This is a genomic window from Flavobacterium sp. Root901 (assembly GCF_001429765.1).
In the GTDB taxonomy this organism is placed as follows: domain Bacteria; phylum Bacteroidota; class Bacteroidia; order Flavobacteriales; family Flavobacteriaceae; genus Flavobacterium.
Genome location: NZ_LMJB01000010.1, coordinates 1 through 22516, shown reverse-complemented (window position 1 = coordinate 22516; position 22516 = coordinate 1). Strand labels below are relative to the sequence as shown.

Genomic DNA, 22516 nt, shown 5'->3' with positions numbered 1-22516 from the left:
AAAAATGAGTTCTATAAATCTTCAGGAAAGCCAACTCTCTGGCTGCGAAAAATATATAGCAATCGTTGTTGACGAATCGGGTTCGATTGACACCAATGAAGCACAGCAAATTAGAGATGGGCTGACTTCGTTTATCAATGCTCAGGCTCAAAACAACATTACACTTTCATTAATCGGAATGTCTAGCAGCGATACCGCTGTTAGAACCGATAATGTGATCCAGAAAAAAATCTCAGATTATAAACATGATTTTGAAGACTGGATTACTTTATATGGTACTGGTAACGTTTGTATTCAATGTGATTATTGGGCTTCTGGTTTAAATGCGGTTAAGAATCTGACTGTTACTCCTGATTTTGTTTTTGTTGTAACAGATGGTCTTCAGGTCAATAATTCCCAATTATTAAAAGATTTGTTTACCGATTTGAATCTGAAATCACAAGTCTTTGTATATGGAGTTACAAATGAAGCAGACAATTCCAGCGAATTAAAGACACCTTTAAATACTTTTTTAGGCAGAACGCCAAGATTAAAAGACAGCAGAACTTCGGCCTTAGAATCAGATTATATCAGAGTTTCTGATTTCAGTACTTTAGGAAACGAATTGAATAATGTAATCCGTGATTTATCTGATGCCCAGACTGGCTGTATTTCGAATGTAAGTATAGTTGAAAATAAAATTGTTTATCCGGTTTTAAAGAAAGGTGTAAAAGTAAAAGAAGCCGCAGGAAGTTTGGTTTTAAAAAACAAAAGCCGCATTCCGCTTATCTTAGCCGCGGGAACAAGAATTCATAGTCAAAGTAGTTTGAATGGTTTGATTTTCAGGCTTCAAAATACAGTTATAATTCCGGGTTCTCAACAAATTGAAGCCGCTGTCCGCATTGAAGGCAGACCTGTAAATCCTGGAAATTTTTCTGGTCTTATTGCCTTAAAAAATGTCAAAAACACATTAGGATTTAATATTCAATTGAATGTCGGAAAAGCATCTTCTGTAATTGATATTAGTTCATCAAAAAAAAACCTTCAGTCTGCTTACTTACAAATTGCGGCTGCAGGTTCAAGAGGAGTTGACAGTACAAAAGGAATTCATCTTCGCTGGATGCTTGCCGGGAAATTAGGCGAAAAACATCTTCCAAAAGGGGATTTATATACTGGCGCGATTTCAAATCTTAATAAACCAGATGATTTCGTAAAAGTTTACAGAGCACCTTATATCAAAAAAAGCCATCAGTTAGATTTAAGCCAAAAACCAAATGTTGTTGATAATCAAAAAGGATTATGGATTTATAAAGCAAATTCAACAAGAGCTATTTATGTTACTTTTCACAATAAAACAAAATATAAAGCAGTCAAACTTACTATAGATCCATTAGTAAATCCTGTTGCATTTTTACAAGCTTACGGAAATAATCTAATCGAAATTGAAAACAAAAGTGAGTTGTTTTTTGCTGCTGAATTAAACTTTTCATCTTCAGATAATTCAGCTAATGTAAAATTAGAAACTTTATCTGTTGCTGAAAATAGTTTTATTTCTCCTAAAAGAGTTTCTAATCGTAAAACCTATTCTTCTTCTCAAATCAACAATATTCGTTTAGTTTCTGAAAACGGAAGAAGCATCAGGTTTAAAGCTAATAAATGTCTTTTAAATTCAATAAATTTTGAGTTCTATGCTGATTTTATCAAGCAGGCCAATACAAACGGAGACTGGACTTTAAAAGGAAAATATGCGTTAAGCGACAGCGATACTAAAGTTTTTGAACAATTAGAACCTAAACTAAATGCAGTTCACGGAAAATGGCTTCGCTATAATGATGACGATTATGTAAACATTGCCAATTATAAAAACAAATGGAACAGGCCGACGGAAACAAATGAAGGAGACCAAAACATTAAGCAGATTGTCAATAAATATCTTGACTTAAGCAGTTTAGCTAATAATCCAACGGCATCTGAAATAATCAATTTTGGAGATCTTGATGAAGGAAAAACGCCAACAGAAGAAGAATTATTGGATGATGAAAAATTCACAAAAATATCTTATCTGGAACTCTTAAACATTGCTGCAAACGATTATCATATTGCACGTATGTTAGGTTTAGGATGCATTGATATGGATGATGAAGTGCTGTCCGGAGAATTTGTTTATTTAACAGAATACACCACTTTGGGCGATTTAGGAGATGGTGCCGGAGCTGTAGAAAAGCAGCATCTTTCGATGAGTATTCCAACATCTTTAAACACAGAACGCCAGTCTCTTCCTGTCCAATTGAACAAAATTGTCCCGGGTTTAAATATGGATTCTGATGAAAGTCAGACTGCAAAAATTACAGATCCTGACGGATATAGTTTTGATGGAAAGAAAAGATACATCAGTCTTTTTATGGATGATGTGATGGATTATGCTACTAGTGAAAACTACAGGGATTTCTTTAAATCTTCTGAAGAATATGACGGAAGCACATTTACATTTCCTGTTTATTTAGGAGTCGATTACAAAATTCAGGAACTGCATAACAATTGGGTAAAACCAGAATTGTCGCATGATTCAGAATATCACAACATTACTAAAAATCCAGAAGAACCAAGTTATGAAACTGTACCAATTATAATTCCTGAATCTGGAAAATCAATTTTAAATGTCCGTCAGGAAGAAGTTGGTAAAAAGACTTATGTCTATCAGGGATACGGAATTAATATTTTTTCGAGAGCAACCGCGGGAAGACAAATAAGTATTGAATCAGATATTAAACCGGCAAATAATTTAATGCCTCCAAGTAATATCAATTCACTTTTAATTACCGAAGAAAGTCCTTTAATGTTTACTTCGGCTTCTGAGCAGCAGCTTCTTAACCAAATTACAGGAAATGATAAAACACTGGTTAGAATTTTATTTGATTATTACTCTGCACAGGAATTAGTAAATTATACAATTCCTGCCGATATGTCGATTGAAGAAGCGAAACTAAAAACCAGTATTTTTCCTGATAGCGAAGAAATTTTTGCGGATCATTTTAAACTGTATTACAAAGACGGACTTCCTGATGTTGAATATGCTGCCATTGATGATATTGAAAATGAAACACCGGACAATCTGACTTCTTTTATTAAAATAAAAGAATATAAAGTTCTCAGCAGTGGCGAACAAATCAAAATATCATTAACAGAAGATAACAAAAAAAGATATGAAGGCGGAATCCTGACTATTGGAGATCAAAATTATGTTGTTAAAAATATTGAAGTTTCTACAAAAACAGAAGGTGGTACTCAAGTATTTGATTACGCATTAATTGAGGTTCTGAAAAAAGAAGTTAGCGACAGCATTCACGCAGATGGAGATGCCACAATAGATTCTGATCAGCTTAAACGAATAAAAGCTCCGGAAAACAATTTGTGTACACTGGTGCAAAACATGCAGACTCGCGATAACTGGCATACACCGGGAATTGATTTTAAAATTGAATATCCGGCTTTCTTAAATAATATTAATCGTGAAGTTATTCAACCTGAAAGCAATAATACAAACGATTTACAATTAGAAAAAACAAGAGGAATCTGGGAAGATGCGGTAATTGAAAGAGTTTTGGAAGACAGTTATGAAATGAATGCAGATGGTTCATATAAACTTGATGAAAACGAAGATTTAATTCCACTGACAACAGGTAAAAAATATCTCGGATTATATACAATTACTTTTCCTGGCTTTAATTTACCTCAACATCCTCAGTTTAAAAATGGAAATGAAAATTCTGTTGAGTGGTTTAACGGAATTGTTCGATTGTTTACAAAAAGCTCAGAAAAAGCAGGAAGCACAATTCCGGTAAAATCAAGAAAAGAATTTAAAGTTGTTCGTGTCGAAAAACAGGATTTAACGGGAGATTTGGTTTTAACTATTAATGATACTGATTTTAAACTTGGTAATTTCATTAATCAAACTATGGATCCTGCACATGATGAAATTCTTGTTGGAACTAAAAAGGTAAATTATTATCCGAGTTACAGAGTCTATTTGTATGCAGATTCGGCTTCTGGAATTACAGCACAAAACATTCAGCCAAGAGCGGATGAAAGTACGCACTACTCCATTTTCGGAATCAGTACATGTGCTGTTCGTCCAACTTTCAAATACAAATCAAAGATTAGTGTTCCAAGTCCGATGTATGCTGTTAAAATTGAAAAACCAATAAAACCTAAGGAAATAAAATGTGACAGTTATTATGCGACAAGACCGGATTTTTACAATCGTTCGACATTCACTTTTAATACACAATACGAAGAAGAACGTAAACCTTATGGGGCATTGCATTACAGAGCTAATGAAGAAGGTTTCTTAAATGTTTTATATGAAAGAGAAACAATAAATAGAATTCGTGAAGAACTTAAAAAACTGGGCGGAAACGATGAAGTTAATTTTAAACAAAGATGGCAGAACTTTTTAGATTTTAATCAGCTTGAAGCTGATGGTCATTATAAAGTTTTTCCTGAAAATGATCCTGAAACAGGTTTTGGTTTTCCGTTACCGGATAATGAGCAATTTATAGCATTAATTAATGATTTTATTGATTGGCATAATGAAACGCAAAAGCCTTTGGTTAAAGCTTTAAAAATTCAAGAATTAATCTCTTTAAATCAAATCCTAATTTATAAAGGTGATGAGCTGGCAAATGATATGAAAGCTGTTTATTTTATTGAACAAGCTATTCAGTCTGCCTTTGTTCCTTTAACCGAAGTGCCAGTTATTTACGAATATATTAAAGGTGGAGCATATACTCCAACTAATAAAAAGCAAACCATTAAAGATAAAAATGGACACGCTTTAAAACCATCTGACGCCGATTTTGACATTGCGCCAATGATGAAAATTGTTGATGAAGATTTAAACATTACACAGTTTACAGATTTTAATCTTGACGGAAATTCTCAGAGTATTTATTTCTATGCTGTTCGCGAAATGGACATTAAAATGAATTTTAGTGAATTTAGTGCTCTTTTGGGGCCGGTGAAATTAGTTTCTTCAACTCCGCCTAAAATGCCGGAAATTAAACGAATTATGCCAATTCTGGAAAACAGGGTTTTAGGAATTAAGCCTGCTATTCAATTTGAATTAAATGCTTATCTGGAAAATAAAATCAAAAAAATTAACATCTATCGTGCTGCATCAATGCAAGAAGCACAATCAGTGAGAACAATGACTCCGGTTAAAGAAATTTTAATTGATGAAGAAACTTTGTCTAATGAATTTGATAATGCCTGGACGGTTTATGATGAATTTGAAGATCTTGAATCTGTTCCTTTTGGAGATGGCCTTTTTTACCGAATTACGGTTTCGAGAGAAATAGAATATGCAGATCCTAGTTCGACTACATTAAACCCAATCGTTAATATTGATTATGTGCCTTCGCAGCCATCCAAAATTACGGCAGTTATCATTCCGGATAATGTTTCGCCAGAATCTCCAGTACTTGAAGCTTCGGGAACTGAAACCGGAACAAACGGAGAGATTTTAAAACCGGTAATTTTTAGCTGGGAAAAAACAGTTCACAATGGTAAATATCATTTGTACAAAATGAACAATCAGGGTAACTGGGAAAAAATTCAGGAGAAAGCATCTAATGCAATTATTGTGAATTTACCTCTGCAGGAAACTAAACTGGCAACAGACGAATTAGTTATTAAAAATCAAGATGGCGAAAGAATTTACCATCACTTCAAAGTAATTTCTGAAAACTCTTCGGGTATGTTCAGCAGTGAAGAAAAAATCTTAACACTTTAATCCTTTTAATACCAATGATTAAACCTCATTGGTATTAAAATCAGGTCTTATTAAACAAAAATTTAAAGCAAAAAATAAAATTAAATAACATGGCAACAAGCAGAAATGACTTTCACGGCAAGTTCAACAATGGAGATATTCCGTCACACACTGACTTCGTCGAAATTTTTGACAATTTCGTTCATAAAGAAGATGACAAAGCCGATTTTCAAATGGTTGAAACGGGTACATCTAATGAACATTATATTACTCCGGCTCTTTTAAGAAGTGTTTTTCAAAATTCAGGAATAATTTCAGGAAACTGTTACGCTCCATATAAACACTTTGAAGATGATTTTAATGACTCAGAGATACAACTAGAATTTTTGCCAATTGAAAACAGCGTTAAAATATTTAAAAACGGTCAGCTCTTAGAAGAAGAGGAAGATTATACCATAAATTACAATAATGGTCTAATCACTTTTGATGGAGAAATTACAAACAGAAATATAGAAATAAATTATTGGTATCAGAATTTGAATCCGGAAACTGGAGATTCTGATTCAGATTTCGGAAAATCGTCTGTTCCGTTTAAAGAAAATTTTAGTGCAGACACTTTTAATGATGACACGATTACTTTAGAAAAAGTGCCTTTAAAATATAGTGCCAAAATATATAAAAACGGACAGTTGCTTCGAGAAGATAAAGATTATATCATTAATTATGAAACGGGCACCATTACATTTTCTGAACCTGTCAGCAATCGTAATATTGAAGTTGATTATTGGTTTGCAAGCTCAATTTCATTAGTTGATCGTCAATTAACTTCAAAATATGTTGATTTAAAAACAGATCAAATCATTGACGGAAATAAAACTTTTACCGGAATAACTAAAGGGCAAAGCTTCGTAAAAACTGGCGGAACTTCTAATCAGTATCTTATGGCAGATGGCTCTGTATCTACCTCAACAGCATCTGATTATGACTCAGGACATTCCAGTTTTGATATGTTAGCAACAAGCGGATTTCAAAAACTCAGCAACGGATTGATATTACAATGGGCCTATCTGTCATCCGGCAGCACAACTTATAGTTTCCCTCTTACTTGGCCAACAGGAGCTTTCAGTGTGGTTTTATCAACTATAAGAGATTCTTCCGGAAATAAAGGTTTCAATCATGTCGCTAACCTTTCGAAAACTTCCTATCTGGCTATTATCGACGGCACCTACGGTTTCATGTTTGCAATTGGGCGTTAATCTAAAATTTAAAATAAATAATCATGTACAAAGGAACATACAACGAAAACGGAGAATACACAGGCTTTTATGTGGAAGGAATTCACGAAAATATTCCACAGCCAAATATTGACTTAACTGAAGCAGAATGGCAGCAGGCATTATCCAAAAATTATAAAGTAATAAACGGTAAACACGCCTACTCTGCTTTTGTTGAAACTCAGGATACTATTTTAGAAAATCTAAGGACAACGAGAAATACATTGCTGACTGATAGTGACTGGACCCAATTGGAAGATTCGCCTCTTTCTGAAGAGAAAAAAACCGAATGGAAAAATTACAGACAGAAACTAAGGGATTTAACTAATCTGGATGACTTAACCTCTATTTTTTGGCCAACACAGCCATCTTAATAAAACAATTGTTCAATGACTTTCTAATGGTTTTTAGAAAACAAAAGACAACATTATTATTTATTAAAACATAATGTATGGAAGAAAATACAACATATAAACCTTTTAATTATTTAGAAAATTATACTCCTGAAGATGGTGTACAGGTTTATTATAATACAGAAAAAACATTAGCGGTTAAAAAGAATGATTGTTCTAAAGCAACAACGGGAAATCTCGTCACTTTAACTGCACCTGCCAATAAATTTGTATCAACAGAAAGTGCAGCTGATGCTAATGAGCAAGCTGAATCATGGCTTACTGCAAATGCTCAGGCTTATGCTAATAATACTGGAATTTGCACTATTAGAGAAACGGCATGGCGCGGAGCAAATCCTTCATGTGTTATCGAGCCGCCGCTTACATTACAGCCTTTTGATTACATGGTTATAAGATATAAATGGGCTTTAGGCGCCGGTCATGACTTTGACACCTTTACCGGATTTATCAGTACGGGAACAACTTGGGATAATAAGTATATGGGATATGGTCATGGTTATGGAACTGAATTGCCAAATAATAGTACAGCAGATACGTCATACATTATGTTTGCCGGAGATAATCAACAAAATAACGGCGTTGAAGCCTGTTTAGTTAATTTCAGCAAATTATATTCTGATAATATTTCTTTAAAATCGATTCCGGTTAGAATGGCTGGTGCATGGTATGGCCAGATTGGAACAGGAAATATTGATATTGAGATAACAACTTTTTCCGGAGGAACTATGGAGAAATCAGGATATGATTTTATAAATGTAGACGGGTCTCAAGTACAGCAGCTCAATTTTTCTAAAAACATTCCTTATCCGCCTTCCTGGGTAAATGATGTAAATCAGATCAAAAACATTGGATATATAACATATAATGTAGACTCTTTGACCGCAAAAGTCGTAATAAATTATTAAACACCATGGCAAATACAGGATATAAATCTTTTACTTTATTAGAGAAATACTATAAAGATGACGGCTCTTCTACCGGAGATACTAAACCAAATGTGGTAACTGATCCGGATTATATCGCACCTGTTTTAGACACAATAAACTGTGCTCCAAGTGCACGATATTATAATACACAGCAGACTAAAACGGTGACAAAAAACAACTGTTCTGCCGGACAAGCAGGTACAGAAGTTACGCTGACAGCTTATACAAACCAGTTTGTATCTGATATTAGTGTTACCGATGCAAATAACCAAGCCATTGCCTGGCTGGCAGAAAATGCACAGGTTTATGCGAATAATTTAGGAACGTGTGTTGATACCACTCCAAATCCAAATCCAACAGTACCAACATTAAATTACGCTTATTATGGAGGCGAGAACATGACGCTTCAATGGCCTAATTTTATCGATGCAGGGCCTATAACTTATGAATTATATCGTAGTGTAGATGGTGGGGGTTATACACTTTTACAAAGATCAACCGATACCTTTTATTACGATAAATTATCAAATGGAGTAATATATTCATATCAAATTAGAATTAACTCTAATGGATACACTTCTAACTATAGTAATACTGTTACAGTTACAGGCAATTTTACATAATCCCGTAGAACCTTAAAGCCCCAAAGAATCTTATCTAAAAAACAATTTAAAATATCACAAAAAAATGAGTACAAATCACAACAGAATAAAAGTAGCCGATTTAGAGAAAAATGAGCGGGACAAAATTTTAACCACAAATTCTAATGGTGAATTGGAATTTACTGATGTTAGCACTATTAAAGCTGACAGCTATAATGCATTAGATTATACCCAAGAAGGTAAATCATTGGATGCGAGACAAGGTAAAGTTTTAAAAGATTTAATTGATAATATTAAAGATACTCTCAAAACCTATTTTGATACTTTATATTTAGGCATATCAAACGATCAAAATGTATCGGGCATCAAAACATTTCTTGCTGGTAAATTAGGTTTGAGGAATGCGGCCAATACTTTTACATCATTTTTTACAAATGCTAATACAGCATCAAGAACTTATACTTTTCCGGATAGAAATGGTACAGTAGCTCTAACATCTGACATATTTGTAGGAAACCCTAATTCTATTCCTAAATTCAATTCTAGTGGGTCTTTAACTAACAGTAGAATTCTTGATACAGGTTCAAAAGTTGTGGTCGATAGTTATAATATAGCTGAATTTGATCTTCAATTTAATTCAATTAAAAATTCCAATGTGATAGGTTCTGAAACATCCAGTACAGGTTTTAATGGAACAGATTTCACCATAAAAGCAGGAAACACAAGCAATTCTCAATCACAATTAATTATTAGAAAAATGGGAGCTGGACTTCCAAGTACTCCTACCTGTGTTTTTTCTTCAAATTATTCAGATAACGTCTATGCGTGTGCAGGAACTGTAATGTATAAATTTGATAAAGTTACTGGTTCATTTTCAACTTATGCTAGTGGTTTAACTACAGGGGGCAATATATGGGGAGGGTGTGAATCTCCTACCGGCGATGTTTATTATATAAATCAGATAAGAAATATTTATAAACAAACAAACGGAACTGGTGCATTTGTTTTATATGCAGGCATACCTGCCGGACTTTATGGAACCGGAATCACTATAACACCAAATAAAGATATTTACGCATGTACTTTTAATGGTAAAATCTTTAAGCAGACAAATAGTACTGGTTCTTTCGTTGATGTTGGCGAACCTACTCGTAATTATATGTCATTAACTTCAGATTTAAATAATAATGTTTATACCGCAGAAGGTGGAAATAACTCTATGGGCGGTGGCAATGGATATATATACAAACAAAATAATAGTAATGGCTCTTTTACTCAAATGGATAGTAATTTTCTGTCTTGGAACGGAATTGTTTGGGATAGAATTGCAGGAGAATTATATTGCTCATCTGGAACTGGTGTTTATAAATTTACAGGAGGCTCAGGTACTGCAATAAACCTAGGTGTTTCTTTTGGGTTTGCTTCTGCAACTCTAGCAATTTCTAAAACAATCTTATTTTCTACGTTCATAAATGCCTCAACAGGCTCACAAGATATTTACTGCTTCTATACCAATTCTGCTGGTCTTCCAGATTTAAATGGCGGTGTTTTAAAACAAAAAGCAGGAATTGGAAAAGGCGCTGGTCAATCAAGAATTCAATTTATAACCGGACAAAAAACAACAACAGGAAACAATTTGCAAACCGAAACATTAAGATGTTATATTGATGAAAATGGATATTTAGTTTGGATAAACATGCCAACTTATTCAGACAACTCTACTGCAATTGCTGCTGGTCTTCCTGTGGGATGCGAATATAAAACGGCAACTGGAGATCGTAAAATTGTTTACTGAAATGCAAATTTAACGTTTGATGCAAAATAATTTTCCATCCTTATCAAAAATGATGAGATAGCAGTTATAAATGCAGCATGCGTTACAAAACAATTGTTTAGTAGAAATTCTTTCTTCTACAATTGAAACAAATTTTCACTACACAGCCAGCATCATAAATTCTATACTTACTATTTCATCATGGGATCTTTATTACAAAACACAATTTTTGGAAGAACTAAAAATTCTTTCATTTCAATTTGGAGGACTTCAAATACGTCGGCAGGTTCAAGTGCTTCAAATCAGGTAAAACTGCCTTTATTAGCAGTTGGAACTTATAACTTCATGGTCGATTGGGGTGATGGAACAAGTGATACGATAACAGCTTGGAATCAAGTCCAAACAACACATACTTATTCCATTTCTGGTGATTATACAATCAAAATAACCGGAGTTTGCACAGGATGGCAATTTAATAATACAGGAGATAGATTAAAAATATTATCTGTTTCTCATTGGGGGAAATTTAATCCTGGAAATGTAGTTGCCCACTTTTATGGATGTGCCAACTTAACACTAGATTCTGTCAATGATGTTTTAGATTTATCGAATGTAAAAACATTTTTAAATTCATTCAAAGGCTGTTCTTCACTATCATCTATTGCCAGAATTAATGAATGGAATACTTCAGCCATAACTACAATGGCTAGTTGTTTTAATTTATCAGCATTCAATTCAGATATTTCTAACTGGGACGTTTCAAAAGTTACAGATTTTAGCGGCATGTTTATGAGTTCTGCTTTCAATCAGCCTTTAAATACATGGAACACGATTTCGGCTACGACATTTGCAAATATGTTTCAAAATCAATTTAATCAAAATATTGGTAATTGGAATGTTTCAAACTGTAGTTCTTTTTATCAGATGTTCAATTTTAATACTGCATTTAATAACGGTGGAAGTCCAGATATTAATAACTGGAATCTAAAAACTAGCGGATCTTTAAATTTAGGAGGAATGTTCACTGCGGCATCATCTTTTAACCAGCCAATAGGAAATTGGAACACAATTGCAGTCACGACCACTAATGATTTATTCTCCAATGCCACTTCTTTTAATCAGCCTGTTGGGAATTGGAATATGAGCAATAATACAAACATGACCAATATGTTTTTAGTTGCAAATTCTTTTAATCAAAATATTGGATCATGGAATGTCAGCAAAGTGACTAATTTTTCACTGATGTTTCAAAATGCATCTTTGTTTAACAATGGAGGCAGTCCTGAAATTAATAATTGGGTATTGAATTCGACATCAAACATAGTTATGAATTCGATGTTTGCAAATGCTAAAAATTTTAATCAGCCAATCGGCAATTGGAACATAATAAAACTAACAAGAACAGATGGGATGTTTTCAGGTGCTTCAATATTTAATCAGAACTTAGGAAACTGGAACATGTCCAGCAATGGAAATTTAAGTTCGATGTTTCAAAATGCTACATCATTTAATAACGGAGGAAGTTCAGACATTAATAATTGGGCCTTAAAAAGTACTGATACAGTTAATCTTGGTTTGATGTTTTCTACTGCATTGGCATTTAATCAACCCATTGGTAACTGGAATATGAGTACAGTCAACAACATTGCTTCAATGTTTAATGGTGCAGTAGCTTTTAATCAGGATTTAAGTAATTGGAATACAACAAATATTACCACAATGCAAAATACTTTTTTTGGTGCGACAGCATTTAATCAAAATATTGGCAGTTGGAATGTCTCAAATGTTTCAAATTTTATCGGATTTATGACAGGGAAAAATCCAGCTACTTTTTCAACATCAAATTTAAATGCAATTTATAATGGCTGGAGTTCCAGGTCTGTAAAACCTTCTTTGACAATTGCCTTTGGAACAGCAAAATATACTTCATCAGCAGTTTCAGGTAAAGCGATTTTAACCGGAAGTCCAAATAACTGGACAATAACTGATGGAGGAAGTTAAATACTAATATCCTTCATATAAATTTCAAAATCTATTTAAACAACAATAATTAAAAACAAATGAGCACGAAATATAACAGAATAAAAGTAGCCGATTTAGAAAAAAATCTCGAAAATAAGACTTTAGTTACCAATGTTGATGGTGAATTAGAATTTAAAGATGTTAATACTTTAATTCCTCCTGCAGATCCTGTCTCAGCAACACAATCAGGGATTGTTGACAATACTTCTTTACAGGAATTAGGTGGAGAAGATAAACTTATAAACAATGTTAGAATTGGTATTGGGTCCGGAACTGGAACTGGAAACACAGTTTTAGGTATGGGTTCGTTATCTAACAGTACAACTGGTTCCAATAATACTGCGATTGGTGAAGAGGCTCTGGCTTCTAATACAACAGGAAAAGATAATACTGCATTAGGAAACTGGGCACTAAGAGCAAATACTACAGGGACTTATAATAATGCCTTTGGCGAAAATTCATTAGCCAATAATACAACTGGAAGTTACAATACAGCTTTGGGTTATAAATCTTTAGGAACAAATTTAACCTCGCCTTATAATGTTGCTGTTGGTAATTCATCATTAGCCAAATTAATAAGCGGTTTGGGAGAATCAGTTGCAGTTGGTGCATATTGCATGTATGATGCAACTGGAACTGATAAGAATGTAGCAGTTGGAACATATTCACTTCGTTATAACACTAGTGGTTTTTCTAATACCGCACTAGGACACAGTTCGTTGACAGCAAATACGGCTGGACATTCGAATAATGCATTTGGTAATTATTCTTTAATATCTCTAACAACAGGATATGGTAATGTTGCCATGGGTAAATTTGCCGGCCATTACGTTACTACAGGAAATTTTAACATATACATTGGATCTGAAGGATCAGCAGCCGATGCAGCAGCCAGCGGTATTGTAAATATTGGGAATAAATTTGTAAGCAATGCAGATAACCTGGCATCTTTACCATCTCAAACAAATACTCTAATTGACGCTAACACTTCAGGAAAAGCAATTGTTACGAAAGAATATCTTTTGGATAAATTAAAAAATAATTATGATCAGCTAGAAATTAGTTCAAGCCAAAATATTTCTTCTGAATGGCTTGGTAAAACAATATTATTCACAACTAGCTGTACCATTACAGTACCTGCCTCATTACCAGAAAACTTTATCTTTAATGGCATTACATTACCTGGTGTAAATGTTACTTGGGCAATTACTACACCACATACATGGCTATTCGGAACGCCTTCGCCTACTGGGGAAAAACAAATTTTCACTTTTACGAAAAGAGGAAATACAAATAGTATTTTATTATTAGGTGTATAATTATGGGAAGCTTATTACAGAATACTGTTTTTGGAAAAAAAAGATTAAAACTAGAAGATAATTTAGTTGCTTATTACAAATTTAATGGAGATGTTAAGGAATCAACTGGTCTATCCCCAAATGGAATCGTTACCAATACAAATTATGTAAGCGGAAAAATAGGGAATGCTATAAATTTTCCATCTTCAAATATTGTCTATGTTGATATCCCAAACAATCTAAACTTTAGCTTTACATCAGGAAATGGAGTTGACATTCCTTTTTCAATTTCTTTATGGCTTTACGCAACTAATTTTTCATCAACTGGAAATTGGATTATTAATAAAAGAAATGATTCTACAGATGTTGAATGGCAAATCCGTTTAACTCCTTACGGTGCCGCAACTTTAACTAAATTTTCAGCTGGATCAAATACCATTTATCAAAGTGCCCTAACTCCAAATGGAATTATAACTTTAAATAATTGGTATCATATAGTAGTTACAGAGAATGGTTCAAAAACAGTTTCTGGTACTAAAATATACATTAATTCAATAAGTCAACCGATAAGTGATACAAGTATTGGTCAGTACTTAGGAATGAACATAGGAAGCAGTAAAATTAGAATCGGTGCTGCTGGCTGGGATTTATCCTCAACTTTAAGACATATTGGATATGTGGATGAAGTTGGGATTTGGAAAAATCGCGAATTAACTCAAAATGCTGTAAATAAACTGTATAATTCAGGAAATGCAATATCTTTTCCTTTTTAAAATAAAGCACAATAAGTTTCTTATAATTCTTAAAGTAATCATTTCTGAATATTAAAAATATTCAGAAATGATTACTTTATGGTTGGCAGATAATGTAATTGCAGGTGCTTATGCATCTTTTTATCAGAGATCCGTCAATGATGGTTTGAGTTTTTCAAATGGAAGTCTTTCCACATCAACAAGGGGCATTTCAATATCCGAAACAACAAAATACATCACTATCGCAACGAATTCGAACGTTATGTTATCTTCGGATTTTGGCCAGACTTTTATTGCCGCACCATTACCTAGCGCTGTTTATTATTGTGCATCAATGAGTCAGAATGGAAAGTATCAGTTAGTAACACAATCTTCTGGTGACACTTATAAATCAATTGATTATGGTAGTACTTGGTAATTAGCTGTAACAGGAGGAAGACGAGATTGCTTTGTGAGCAGAACCGGACAATATCAGCTTACAACAAATATAGATGCCGCTAATATTACCAGATCAACAAATTATGGCGCAAATTGGAGTACGATAACTGGTTTGGGGATTATTTCTGCTGTATGCTGTTCTGATGACGGACAATATATAACTGCTGTTGGACTTGGAAATACGATAAAAGTATCTGCTGATGGAGGTTTAACATGGACAAATAAAGCTGCATTGGGTAATTTCACAACCCCAAAAGCTGCTATGAGTTTTGACGGGAAATATCAGACTGTAATAGGTTCAAATAAGTTTATTCACATCTCTTCAGATTATGGAGCTACATGGACTGTAAACACAAATACTTTAAATAATGTTTATTATACATGTTTAGACATAAGTAAAGATGGAAAAACACAAGTTACAGCGGTATCAACCGGTTATATTTATGTATCGTCTGATTATGGATCGACATGGAATCTAAAAGGTGATATTTTAAATTATCAGGCCATAGCAATTTCTGGATAAAGTTTAATTTATAAATAACAATAGGATCAACAATAGGATCAACCATATCTTTCTGCTTGATTCATTAACAGACTAAAAAAATTAATTATGAGCCTATTACAAAATACTGTTTTTGGAAAATTAAATTACAAGATAAACACATACATTGGTGGTATTGGTCCAACTGTTAATACACCTGCTCTACTTGCTGCAAAATTAGGAATTGCTGTCAATCGAATCAAGCTTTTTCGGGTAATTAACGATGATATTGAATGTGCTATAATAGGCGGGAATTATGAAGTTAAGGGATTCTATGGAAGTGACTTAAATCAGGTCACCTACTACAAAGATCCTACCGGAATTGTTTCTGGAATAGGATATCAGGGATTTTATAATAGTGGTTTAATAGAAGGTTATTTTCCCAACGCGACTTATATTTCTGGTCAAGCTTTTGATCAAAATTTATATCCAAATGGAAGACCAAAAAACCGTTTAAAAAAGCTATATATCCCTTCCGTTACTAGTATTGGAAGCACTCCATTAAATGAAGGAATTTTTAGATCAGGAAACCTGAATTTAGGTAAAATATATGCAAATCCAATATTACAGACTATAAATTCAGGTAATACTGAGGGAGATCTTGCCTACTTAGCTACAAATAATACAGTTATGTATGTTACTAATTTCACAAAACCGGATGAAATCACAGATCTATCAATCGGAAAGATTTACAATACAGCATTGCAATTAAATCTTACTCAACCAAATAGTACAAATTCTATTGATTATTATGAAGTTTATGTAAATGGTATTTATAGTCATGACTTAAAAAAAAGCGGTGATCTTATTAGTGGATTATCAAAAGACACTCACTATAAAATACAATTGATCGCTGTCGATATTTTTTATAATAAATCATTTTTAAGTAATATCATTAATGTCACTACCGCTGACTATTCAGACAGCTATTATGAAAATACTGATGAGGCCACAACCTATATAAATGTTTCGGGTTTAAATACTACATCTGATTTAGAATCGAGTAAATATATTATATTCCAATTAATTAATAATTCCCTTTGGAATGAAATTCATGCATTATATTTATTTAAAGGTTCATCTTCTACACAGCACAAATGGAATGCAAAAAAACCAATAGACACAAATAATGCATTTAGGCTTACATTTAGCGGTACAGGATCATATTCGAGTTTAGGATTTCAGTTAAACGGAACCAATGCTTATGCGAATACTTATTTTAATCCAATTTCATTAGTGAGTAATATAAATTTTGGGCTTACCGTCGTTTCGGGAACTTCTAATGTCCCAACTTCTAATGACGCAGTAGAAATTGGAGTTTCCAATAATAGCATCAATATAACACGATTAGCTCTAAGAAATTCTACCCTATCACCTGCATACACTAATATTTCAATTACAGGTAATACCTGTAGTAATACATTTTTGGATGCAAAGGGAATACTTACAGGATCAAAAACTTCAACTAATAAAACTGCCGCTTTTAGGAATGGAAACTTAATTGGGACGGATGTTGTCGCAAATGCTCTCAACAGCTTTTATAATGGAAATATTTACATAGGATGTGAGAATTACGGAAATGGTCCCAGATCATATTCTAATCAACGCTTACAAATGGCGATAATACACAATGGTTTATCAGATTCTCAAGTAACAAAATTACATGAAATAATAAATATATCAGAATCTATTGCAGGTCGAAAAACCTGGTAATAAAATTCATCTTATTCCAAAAGATCAAAATCCCAACTTCAAATAAGAAGTTGGGATTTTTTATTTAAAATACTTAATTAAATAAAGAATATACAAACTATAGAAGCTAATCCTATCCAAAAAACAATTAAATTTGGAGACCTTAAATCACCAAATTAATTATGTTTTCAAAAAGAAATTCGTTCTATTTATCCGCCTTATTGCTGATGCTGTTTTTTACATCAGTTTCGTATTCTCAAAATGCTGCTTCAAGAACAGAAAACAAATCAAAACTATTTGAAGAAACTGCCACTGACAGTGATTACTTAATGTCTATTGAAAAAGCCGGAGAAGTCCTGAAATCTGCAGCCACTGATGCTGACTTTGAAGGAAGTACTTTTCATCTTTTTGGAGAAATTAAAAGAACCGAAAGCAAACTCGATCTTATATTAGCAAGTTTAAAAGGCGCGAATCCAAATGTGCGAAACCAGCAGATGTATCGCATTGTTTTAAAGGAAATTGAACAGGAATTAAACGAGCAGAATAATGCAATTAATTCCAGAAATCAAAATTTAGAAAAAATCAAAAACAGGATAATTGATCTCCGTAAAGACAAAACCCTGTTTACACTTATAAAGGATACAATTCGCAGAAAACAGTTTAAAATCGAATTAGCGAATCTTAAAAAAACATATCTCCAGACAGACAGTCTGATGACTAAAAATCAGGGAATCTTAAATGATAAAAAAAGACTGACGGTTGAACATAAAATTGCTGTATCAAATGCGCTTTCGACAGTTGAAACCGAACTGGAAAAATCCGGGATCAGCATTCTTAAAAAAGAATATCCTTCATTATGGAGCAGTGATTCTACAGCTAAAAAAATCGTTGCACAAACCATCAAATCAAAAATTATAATTGAAGAAAATGTTGCAGCTTATTATTTAAGTTACAAAGCAGGCGGATTGATTACACTTTGCTTTTTTATGGGATTGTTGGGCTGGTATATTTTCCGCAATCTCAAATATTTAAAAAGCAATGGACATGCTGAAAATCTTTCACTTTTTAACTTTAAATATTTAAACAGAGGTATAATACTGCCAGTTGCTGCGGTAGGATTTAACATTGCTGTTGTGAGTAATTTATATGCTCCTGCCCTTTTTCTCGAATTGCTGCAATTATCTTTACTGGGTGTTCTGACCATATTATTCAAAAAAGATTGGTCTGGGGTTTCAATGCGAAACTGGCTCCTTCTTTGCGGTTTATTTTTTGCACTTTGCTTCCTTGATTTATTTATTGGAGTTGGATTAATTCAGCGCTGCTCTTTTATCATCATCAATATTCTCGGAATACGATACGGACTTGTTCAGATCAAAAGCTTAAAAGATCAATTGTATATCAAAGCTTTCTTTAAATGGGCCAGTATTATTTTTATCGGACTAAATGGTTTATCGATTTTATATAATCTTTTTGGAAGAGTATCTCTTTCAAATATGCTAACTTTAACTGCCTTTATTTCTCTTACTCAGATTGTTGCGTTGAGTGTTTTGCTAAAAATCATTTTAGAAATAATTCTTTTACAGATATATACAACCCGAATAAAACGTGGTATCGAAAAAATATTTGATTATGAAAGTTTATCAGATACACTAAAAAGGCCTTTTATTATCGTAATCAGTTACATGTGGCTGGTTGTTATTGCATCCAATTTAAATATTTGGGAATCATTGCGTGCTTCTCTTAGGACTTTGTTAAGCCGTCCGAATACAATTGGAAGCATCACCTTTACTTTAGGTAATATTGTTTTGTTTTTCATTATTGTCTGGATTGCGCATTTACTGCAAAAATATGTGGCGTATTTTTTTGGAGAAATCGAAGATGAAAACGAAGAAAACGTCAACAAAAGACAGCATTCTAAATTACTGATAACAAGACTTGTTGTACTTATTGTGGGATATCTTCTTGCCGTTGCAGCTTCGGGAATGCCTTTAGACAAACTAAGCATTTTGTTAGGAGCTTTAGGTGTTGGTGTTGGACTCGGACTTCAAAATGTGGTTAATAATTTCGTTTCAGGTATTATTTTGATTTTTGACAAACCTATTCAAATTGGAGATGTAATTGATATCAGTTCAGAATCCGGACGTGTAAAATCGATGGGATTACGTACTACGAAAATCAATGCTCCAAACGGCGCCGAAATCATTATTCCAAATGGTAACTTATTATCACAAAATATTACCAACTGGACTTATACGGATAATTTTAAATTAGTAGATATTTCTATAGAAATCAGCGGAGACGCATCGCCCGAAGATATCAATGCAACTATTCTGAAAACGCTCGAAAATATGCCTTTGGTAAACTATACCAGAACACCACAGATTTACTACAACTCAATTTCCGACAATAAATTTAAAATACAAATTAAATTCTGGTGCAGTATTTATAAAACCGAAGAAACAATCAGTATTGCAAAACAAGTTTTATTTAGCAATTTTAAAGCTAAACGATTGACTTTTTCGACTTAAATATCAAAATGGTTTGAAAACGTAATGTTATTCAAATCATTTTAATACCGATATTAATTACAAAACTTAATCGCAACAGCGATTGGCATTAGGTAATACCAACAAATTATTAGGAGATACATACCAAAATGCCTTTTTATACTATCTAACTAATTTTATTTTTTACCTTCCAAAATCTTTAATCTTTTATTCTGGTCTTCAATAATTTTCATTAATTTTTCGGTGCTTTTTTGCTGTTCAATAGCATATAATGTTAACTCCTCTACTTTTTTTAAAAGTGCCATGTTCATTTCGGCTAAATGAACTCCATTTTTCTCAAATTCTTTTGCAGAAGGGATTTCTGGTAAATGGCTATTTTCTTGAATATAATTTTCAACTTCATTAAGGCTTCTTAATTTATAATTATTTTCAAAAACATAATCAGGAACCAATGCCCCTAACATATCTACCTTTATTTCCTGTGCATGAATTTTTCCTCTTACAGTTAATCTTTCATCTGGAACTGATGTTCCGATACCAACATTTCCGTCAACATTATATAAAGTTGTTCCGTCTTTCTGCCAATGAAAGCTTGCTCCAAAGATCGAAGGCTGTACATCATCTTCATTAGAAATTATTTCCTCAACAAATGCATAAACTGTATATTTGCTAGTATGTTTTGTATAGACTTTTACCACATTATTCTCTACAATAAGCAATGGATGATTTGAAGAATTTCCAGACAAAGTAACTCCTCTTATCTTCCATGAAGTGGTAGTTATATCATTCCATACTAAATATTCGGCACCTGTTTTTGTTCCCGTTCCTGTCACTACCAATTGTACTTTATAAATATTATTTGCATTTAAAGATTGTCCTAAATCATCTGTTAATTCTAAAAGAGTAACATTGTTAACATAGAAGCTTTTATTAAAAAAATCTTCTTCCTCCGGTTTGTGAAAAAATATTTTGTGCAATTAGCAATACGACTATAAATAAAAAGTTTCTTTTCATTATTTATTTTATTTATTTTCCAACTTTTCGCTAAGCAGATTTTCAATCCTTTCCAATTTAGCTTTTACACTATTCAATTCTTTTTGCTGTTCAATAGTGTAAAGTGTTAGTTCTTCTATCTTTTGTAAAAGTTTAGAATTCATTTCTCCTAAATTAATTCCATTTTTCAAGACTTCTTCCTCACTTGGGATATTCTCTAAATGCCCTTTTTCTTTAATATGCTTTNAAAAGTTTAGAATTCATTTCTCCTAAATTAATTCCATTTTTCAAGACTTCTTCCTCACTTGGGATATTCTCTAAATGCCCTTTTTCTTTAATATGCTTTTCAACTTCTTCAAGAGTTGGTAATTGATAATCTTTTTTAAACACAAAATCAGACCAGCCTGTGGCCATAACTTTTATCTCTCTTGCTCCAATTGACCCTTCAACTGCCAATTTGTGTGTTCCTGTAGTTAGGGTCCCAATTCCTAAGCCTCCATTCGCTGTTAAAGTCATTTTCCTATTACCATAGGAATCCCATGCAAATAATGGTCTTGTAATAATAGCAGCAGCACTGGTTCGAGAATCAAATGTCATAAGAGGATCTACTCCGCTATCAATATTAGGTTCAGTAATAGCTGATATATAAAGTGATGCCCTGTTATCACTTACTCGATATCCTTGCAAACTTGGAATAAACTGATTATCCGCATTTGTGCCATTAGCAATTCTTATATAATCTTGTGCAGCATCACTTACGCCCAATTTTAATAATGTCTCTGAACCCGTTATTGCTGGNCTGATTATCCGCATTTGTGCCATTAGCAATTCTTATATAATCTTGTGCAGCATCACTTACGCCCAATTTTAATAATGTCTCTGAACCCGTTATTGCTGGGGTTTTAATTTCTAAACTAGCAGCAGGAAGATTTGTACCAATTCCAATATTGCCATTATCCATAATCGTAAACCGATTACTACATAGCCCAGTACCACATCCTAAATTATCGTATGCCCAAAATTGTAAACTATTTCCATAAACTCCTCCCATATTAAAAATTGTCCAATCTTTAGCAGAACCATTTGTTGTTTTAGAAGAATTTATGATTTTCACATAACCTCCAATTGCTGCTGAAACATCAGAAATAATACCTCCTTTAAAAATAGCATTTCCGTTAACCTCCAATTTTTGAGATGGATTTGTTGTTCCAATTCCTACGTTAGAACCATCTGTTGGAAAAATACTTTGTGCAAAATTTATTTGAGAAATTAAAATTAAAACGATATATTTTTTCATTCCTTATTTATTTTCAAGTTTACCAATTCTCTTTTCTAATTCTTTCTGGCTATTTTTTAACAAAAGATTTTCATCTTTTACTTTTTCATTCTCTTTTTTCATTTCAATCATGTAAAGAGTCAACTCTTCTATTTTCTCCAAAAGTTTAGAATTCATTTCTCCTAAATTAATTCCATTTTTCAAGACTTCTTCCTCACTTGGGATATTCTCTAAATGCCCTTTTTCTTTAATATGCTTT

General features: G+C 33.0%; 14 protein-coding genes and 2 pseudogenes. 13 read left to right on the top strand and 3 right to left on the bottom strand.

The annotated features are described in order from the left end of the window. The first annotated feature begins 4 nt into the window (after positions 1 to 4). The 13 genes from ASE21_RS19580 to ASE21_RS19520 all read left to right on the top strand — a co-directional run bounded on the left by ASE21_RS19580 (position 5) and on the right by ASE21_RS19520 (position 20009). Entirely contained in the window at positions 5 to 5770 is a 5766-nt protein-coding gene (locus ASE21_RS19580; protein WP_057124392.1) for a hypothetical protein, read from the top strand. An 89-nt stretch (positions 5771 to 5859) separates the two neighbouring features. Further along, the gene (locus ASE21_RS19575) at positions 5860 to 7005 is read left to right on the top strand and encodes a hypothetical protein (RefSeq protein ID WP_057124391.1); all 1146 of its coding nucleotides are present in this window, start codon (positions 5860 to 5862) and stop codon (positions 7003 to 7005) included. A gap of 23 nt (positions 7006 to 7028) precedes the next feature. Beyond that, positions 7029 to 7397 carry a tail fiber assembly protein gene (locus tag ASE21_RS21665; protein ID WP_082603516.1) on the top strand — a complete coding sequence of 123 codons (369 nt, stop codon included), beginning with the start codon at positions 7029 to 7031 and terminating at the stop codon, positions 7395 to 7397. A gap of 77 nt (positions 7398 to 7474) precedes the next feature. Beyond that, a complete protein-coding gene (locus tag ASE21_RS19565) occupies positions 7475 to 8341 on the top strand; it encodes a DUF5977 domain-containing protein (protein ID WP_057124390.1) in 867 nt (288 codons plus the stop codon). 5 nt (positions 8342 to 8346) lie between these two features. Then, complete coding sequence (locus ASE21_RS19560; protein ID WP_057124389.1) at positions 8347 to 8985, top strand: DUF5977 domain-containing protein; 639 nt, start codon at positions 8347 to 8349, stop codon at positions 8983 to 8985. Between the two features lie 64 nt (positions 8986 to 9049). Beyond that, positions 9050 to 10759 carry a hypothetical protein gene (locus ASE21_RS19555; RefSeq protein ID WP_057124388.1) on the top strand — a complete coding sequence of 570 codons (1710 nt, stop codon included), beginning with the start codon at positions 9050 to 9052 and terminating at the stop codon, positions 10757 to 10759. A 180-nt stretch (positions 10760 to 10939) separates the two neighbouring features. Further along, on the top strand, positions 10940 to 12739 hold the full coding sequence (locus tag ASE21_RS19550; RefSeq protein ID WP_057124387.1) for a BspA family leucine-rich repeat surface protein: 1800 nt from the start codon (positions 10940 to 10942) through the stop codon (positions 12737 to 12739). A 59-nt stretch (positions 12740 to 12798) separates the two neighbouring features. Continuing rightward, complete coding sequence (locus ASE21_RS19545) at positions 12799 to 14079, top strand: hypothetical protein (RefSeq protein WP_057124386.1); 1281 nt, start codon at positions 12799 to 12801, stop codon at positions 14077 to 14079. A gap of 2 nt (positions 14080 to 14081) precedes the next feature. Beyond that, positions 14082 to 14831 carry a LamG-like jellyroll fold domain-containing protein gene (locus ASE21_RS19540; RefSeq protein WP_057124385.1) on the top strand — a complete coding sequence of 250 codons (750 nt, stop codon included), beginning with the start codon at positions 14082 to 14084 and terminating at the stop codon, positions 14829 to 14831. A 67-nt stretch (positions 14832 to 14898) separates the two neighbouring features. Next, positions 14899 to 15228 carry a hypothetical protein gene (locus ASE21_RS19535; protein ID WP_057124384.1) on the top strand — a complete coding sequence of 110 codons (330 nt, stop codon included), beginning with the start codon at positions 14899 to 14901 and terminating at the stop codon, positions 15226 to 15228. Positions 15229 to 15261: 33 nt separating this feature from the next. Continuing rightward, positions 15262 to 15771, top strand: coding sequence for a WD40/YVTN/BNR-like repeat-containing protein (locus ASE21_RS19530; RefSeq protein WP_057124383.1), 510 nt, complete (start codon positions 15262 to 15264; stop codon positions 15769 to 15771). A gap of 87 nt (positions 15772 to 15858) precedes the next feature. After that, entirely contained in the window at positions 15859 to 17502 is a 1644-nt protein-coding gene (locus ASE21_RS19525; RefSeq protein WP_057124382.1) for a hypothetical protein, read from the top strand. A 161-nt stretch (positions 17503 to 17663) separates the two neighbouring features. Further along, on the top strand, positions 17664 to 20009 hold the full coding sequence (locus ASE21_RS19520; protein ID WP_057124381.1) for a mechanosensitive ion channel family protein: 2346 nt from the start codon (positions 17664 to 17666) through the stop codon (positions 20007 to 20009). A gap of 155 nt (positions 20010 to 20164) precedes the next feature. Here the strand turns inward: ASE21_RS19520 and ASE21_RS19515 are convergent, their stop codons facing one another. The 3 genes and pseudogenes from ASE21_RS19515 to ASE21_RS19500 all read right to left on the bottom strand — a co-directional run. After that, entirely contained in the window at positions 20165 to 20965 is an 801-nt protein-coding gene (locus ASE21_RS19515) for a tail fiber protein (protein ID WP_057124380.1), read from the bottom strand. Positions 20966 to 21780: 815 nt separating this feature from the next. Continuing rightward, positions 21781 to 22278, bottom strand: a pseudogene (locus tag ASE21_RS19505) (hypothetical protein); the annotation flags it as partial. A 3-nt stretch (positions 22279 to 22281) separates the two neighbouring features. Continuing rightward, a pseudogene (locus ASE21_RS19500) lies at positions 22282 to 22516 on the bottom strand (hypothetical protein); the annotation flags it as partial.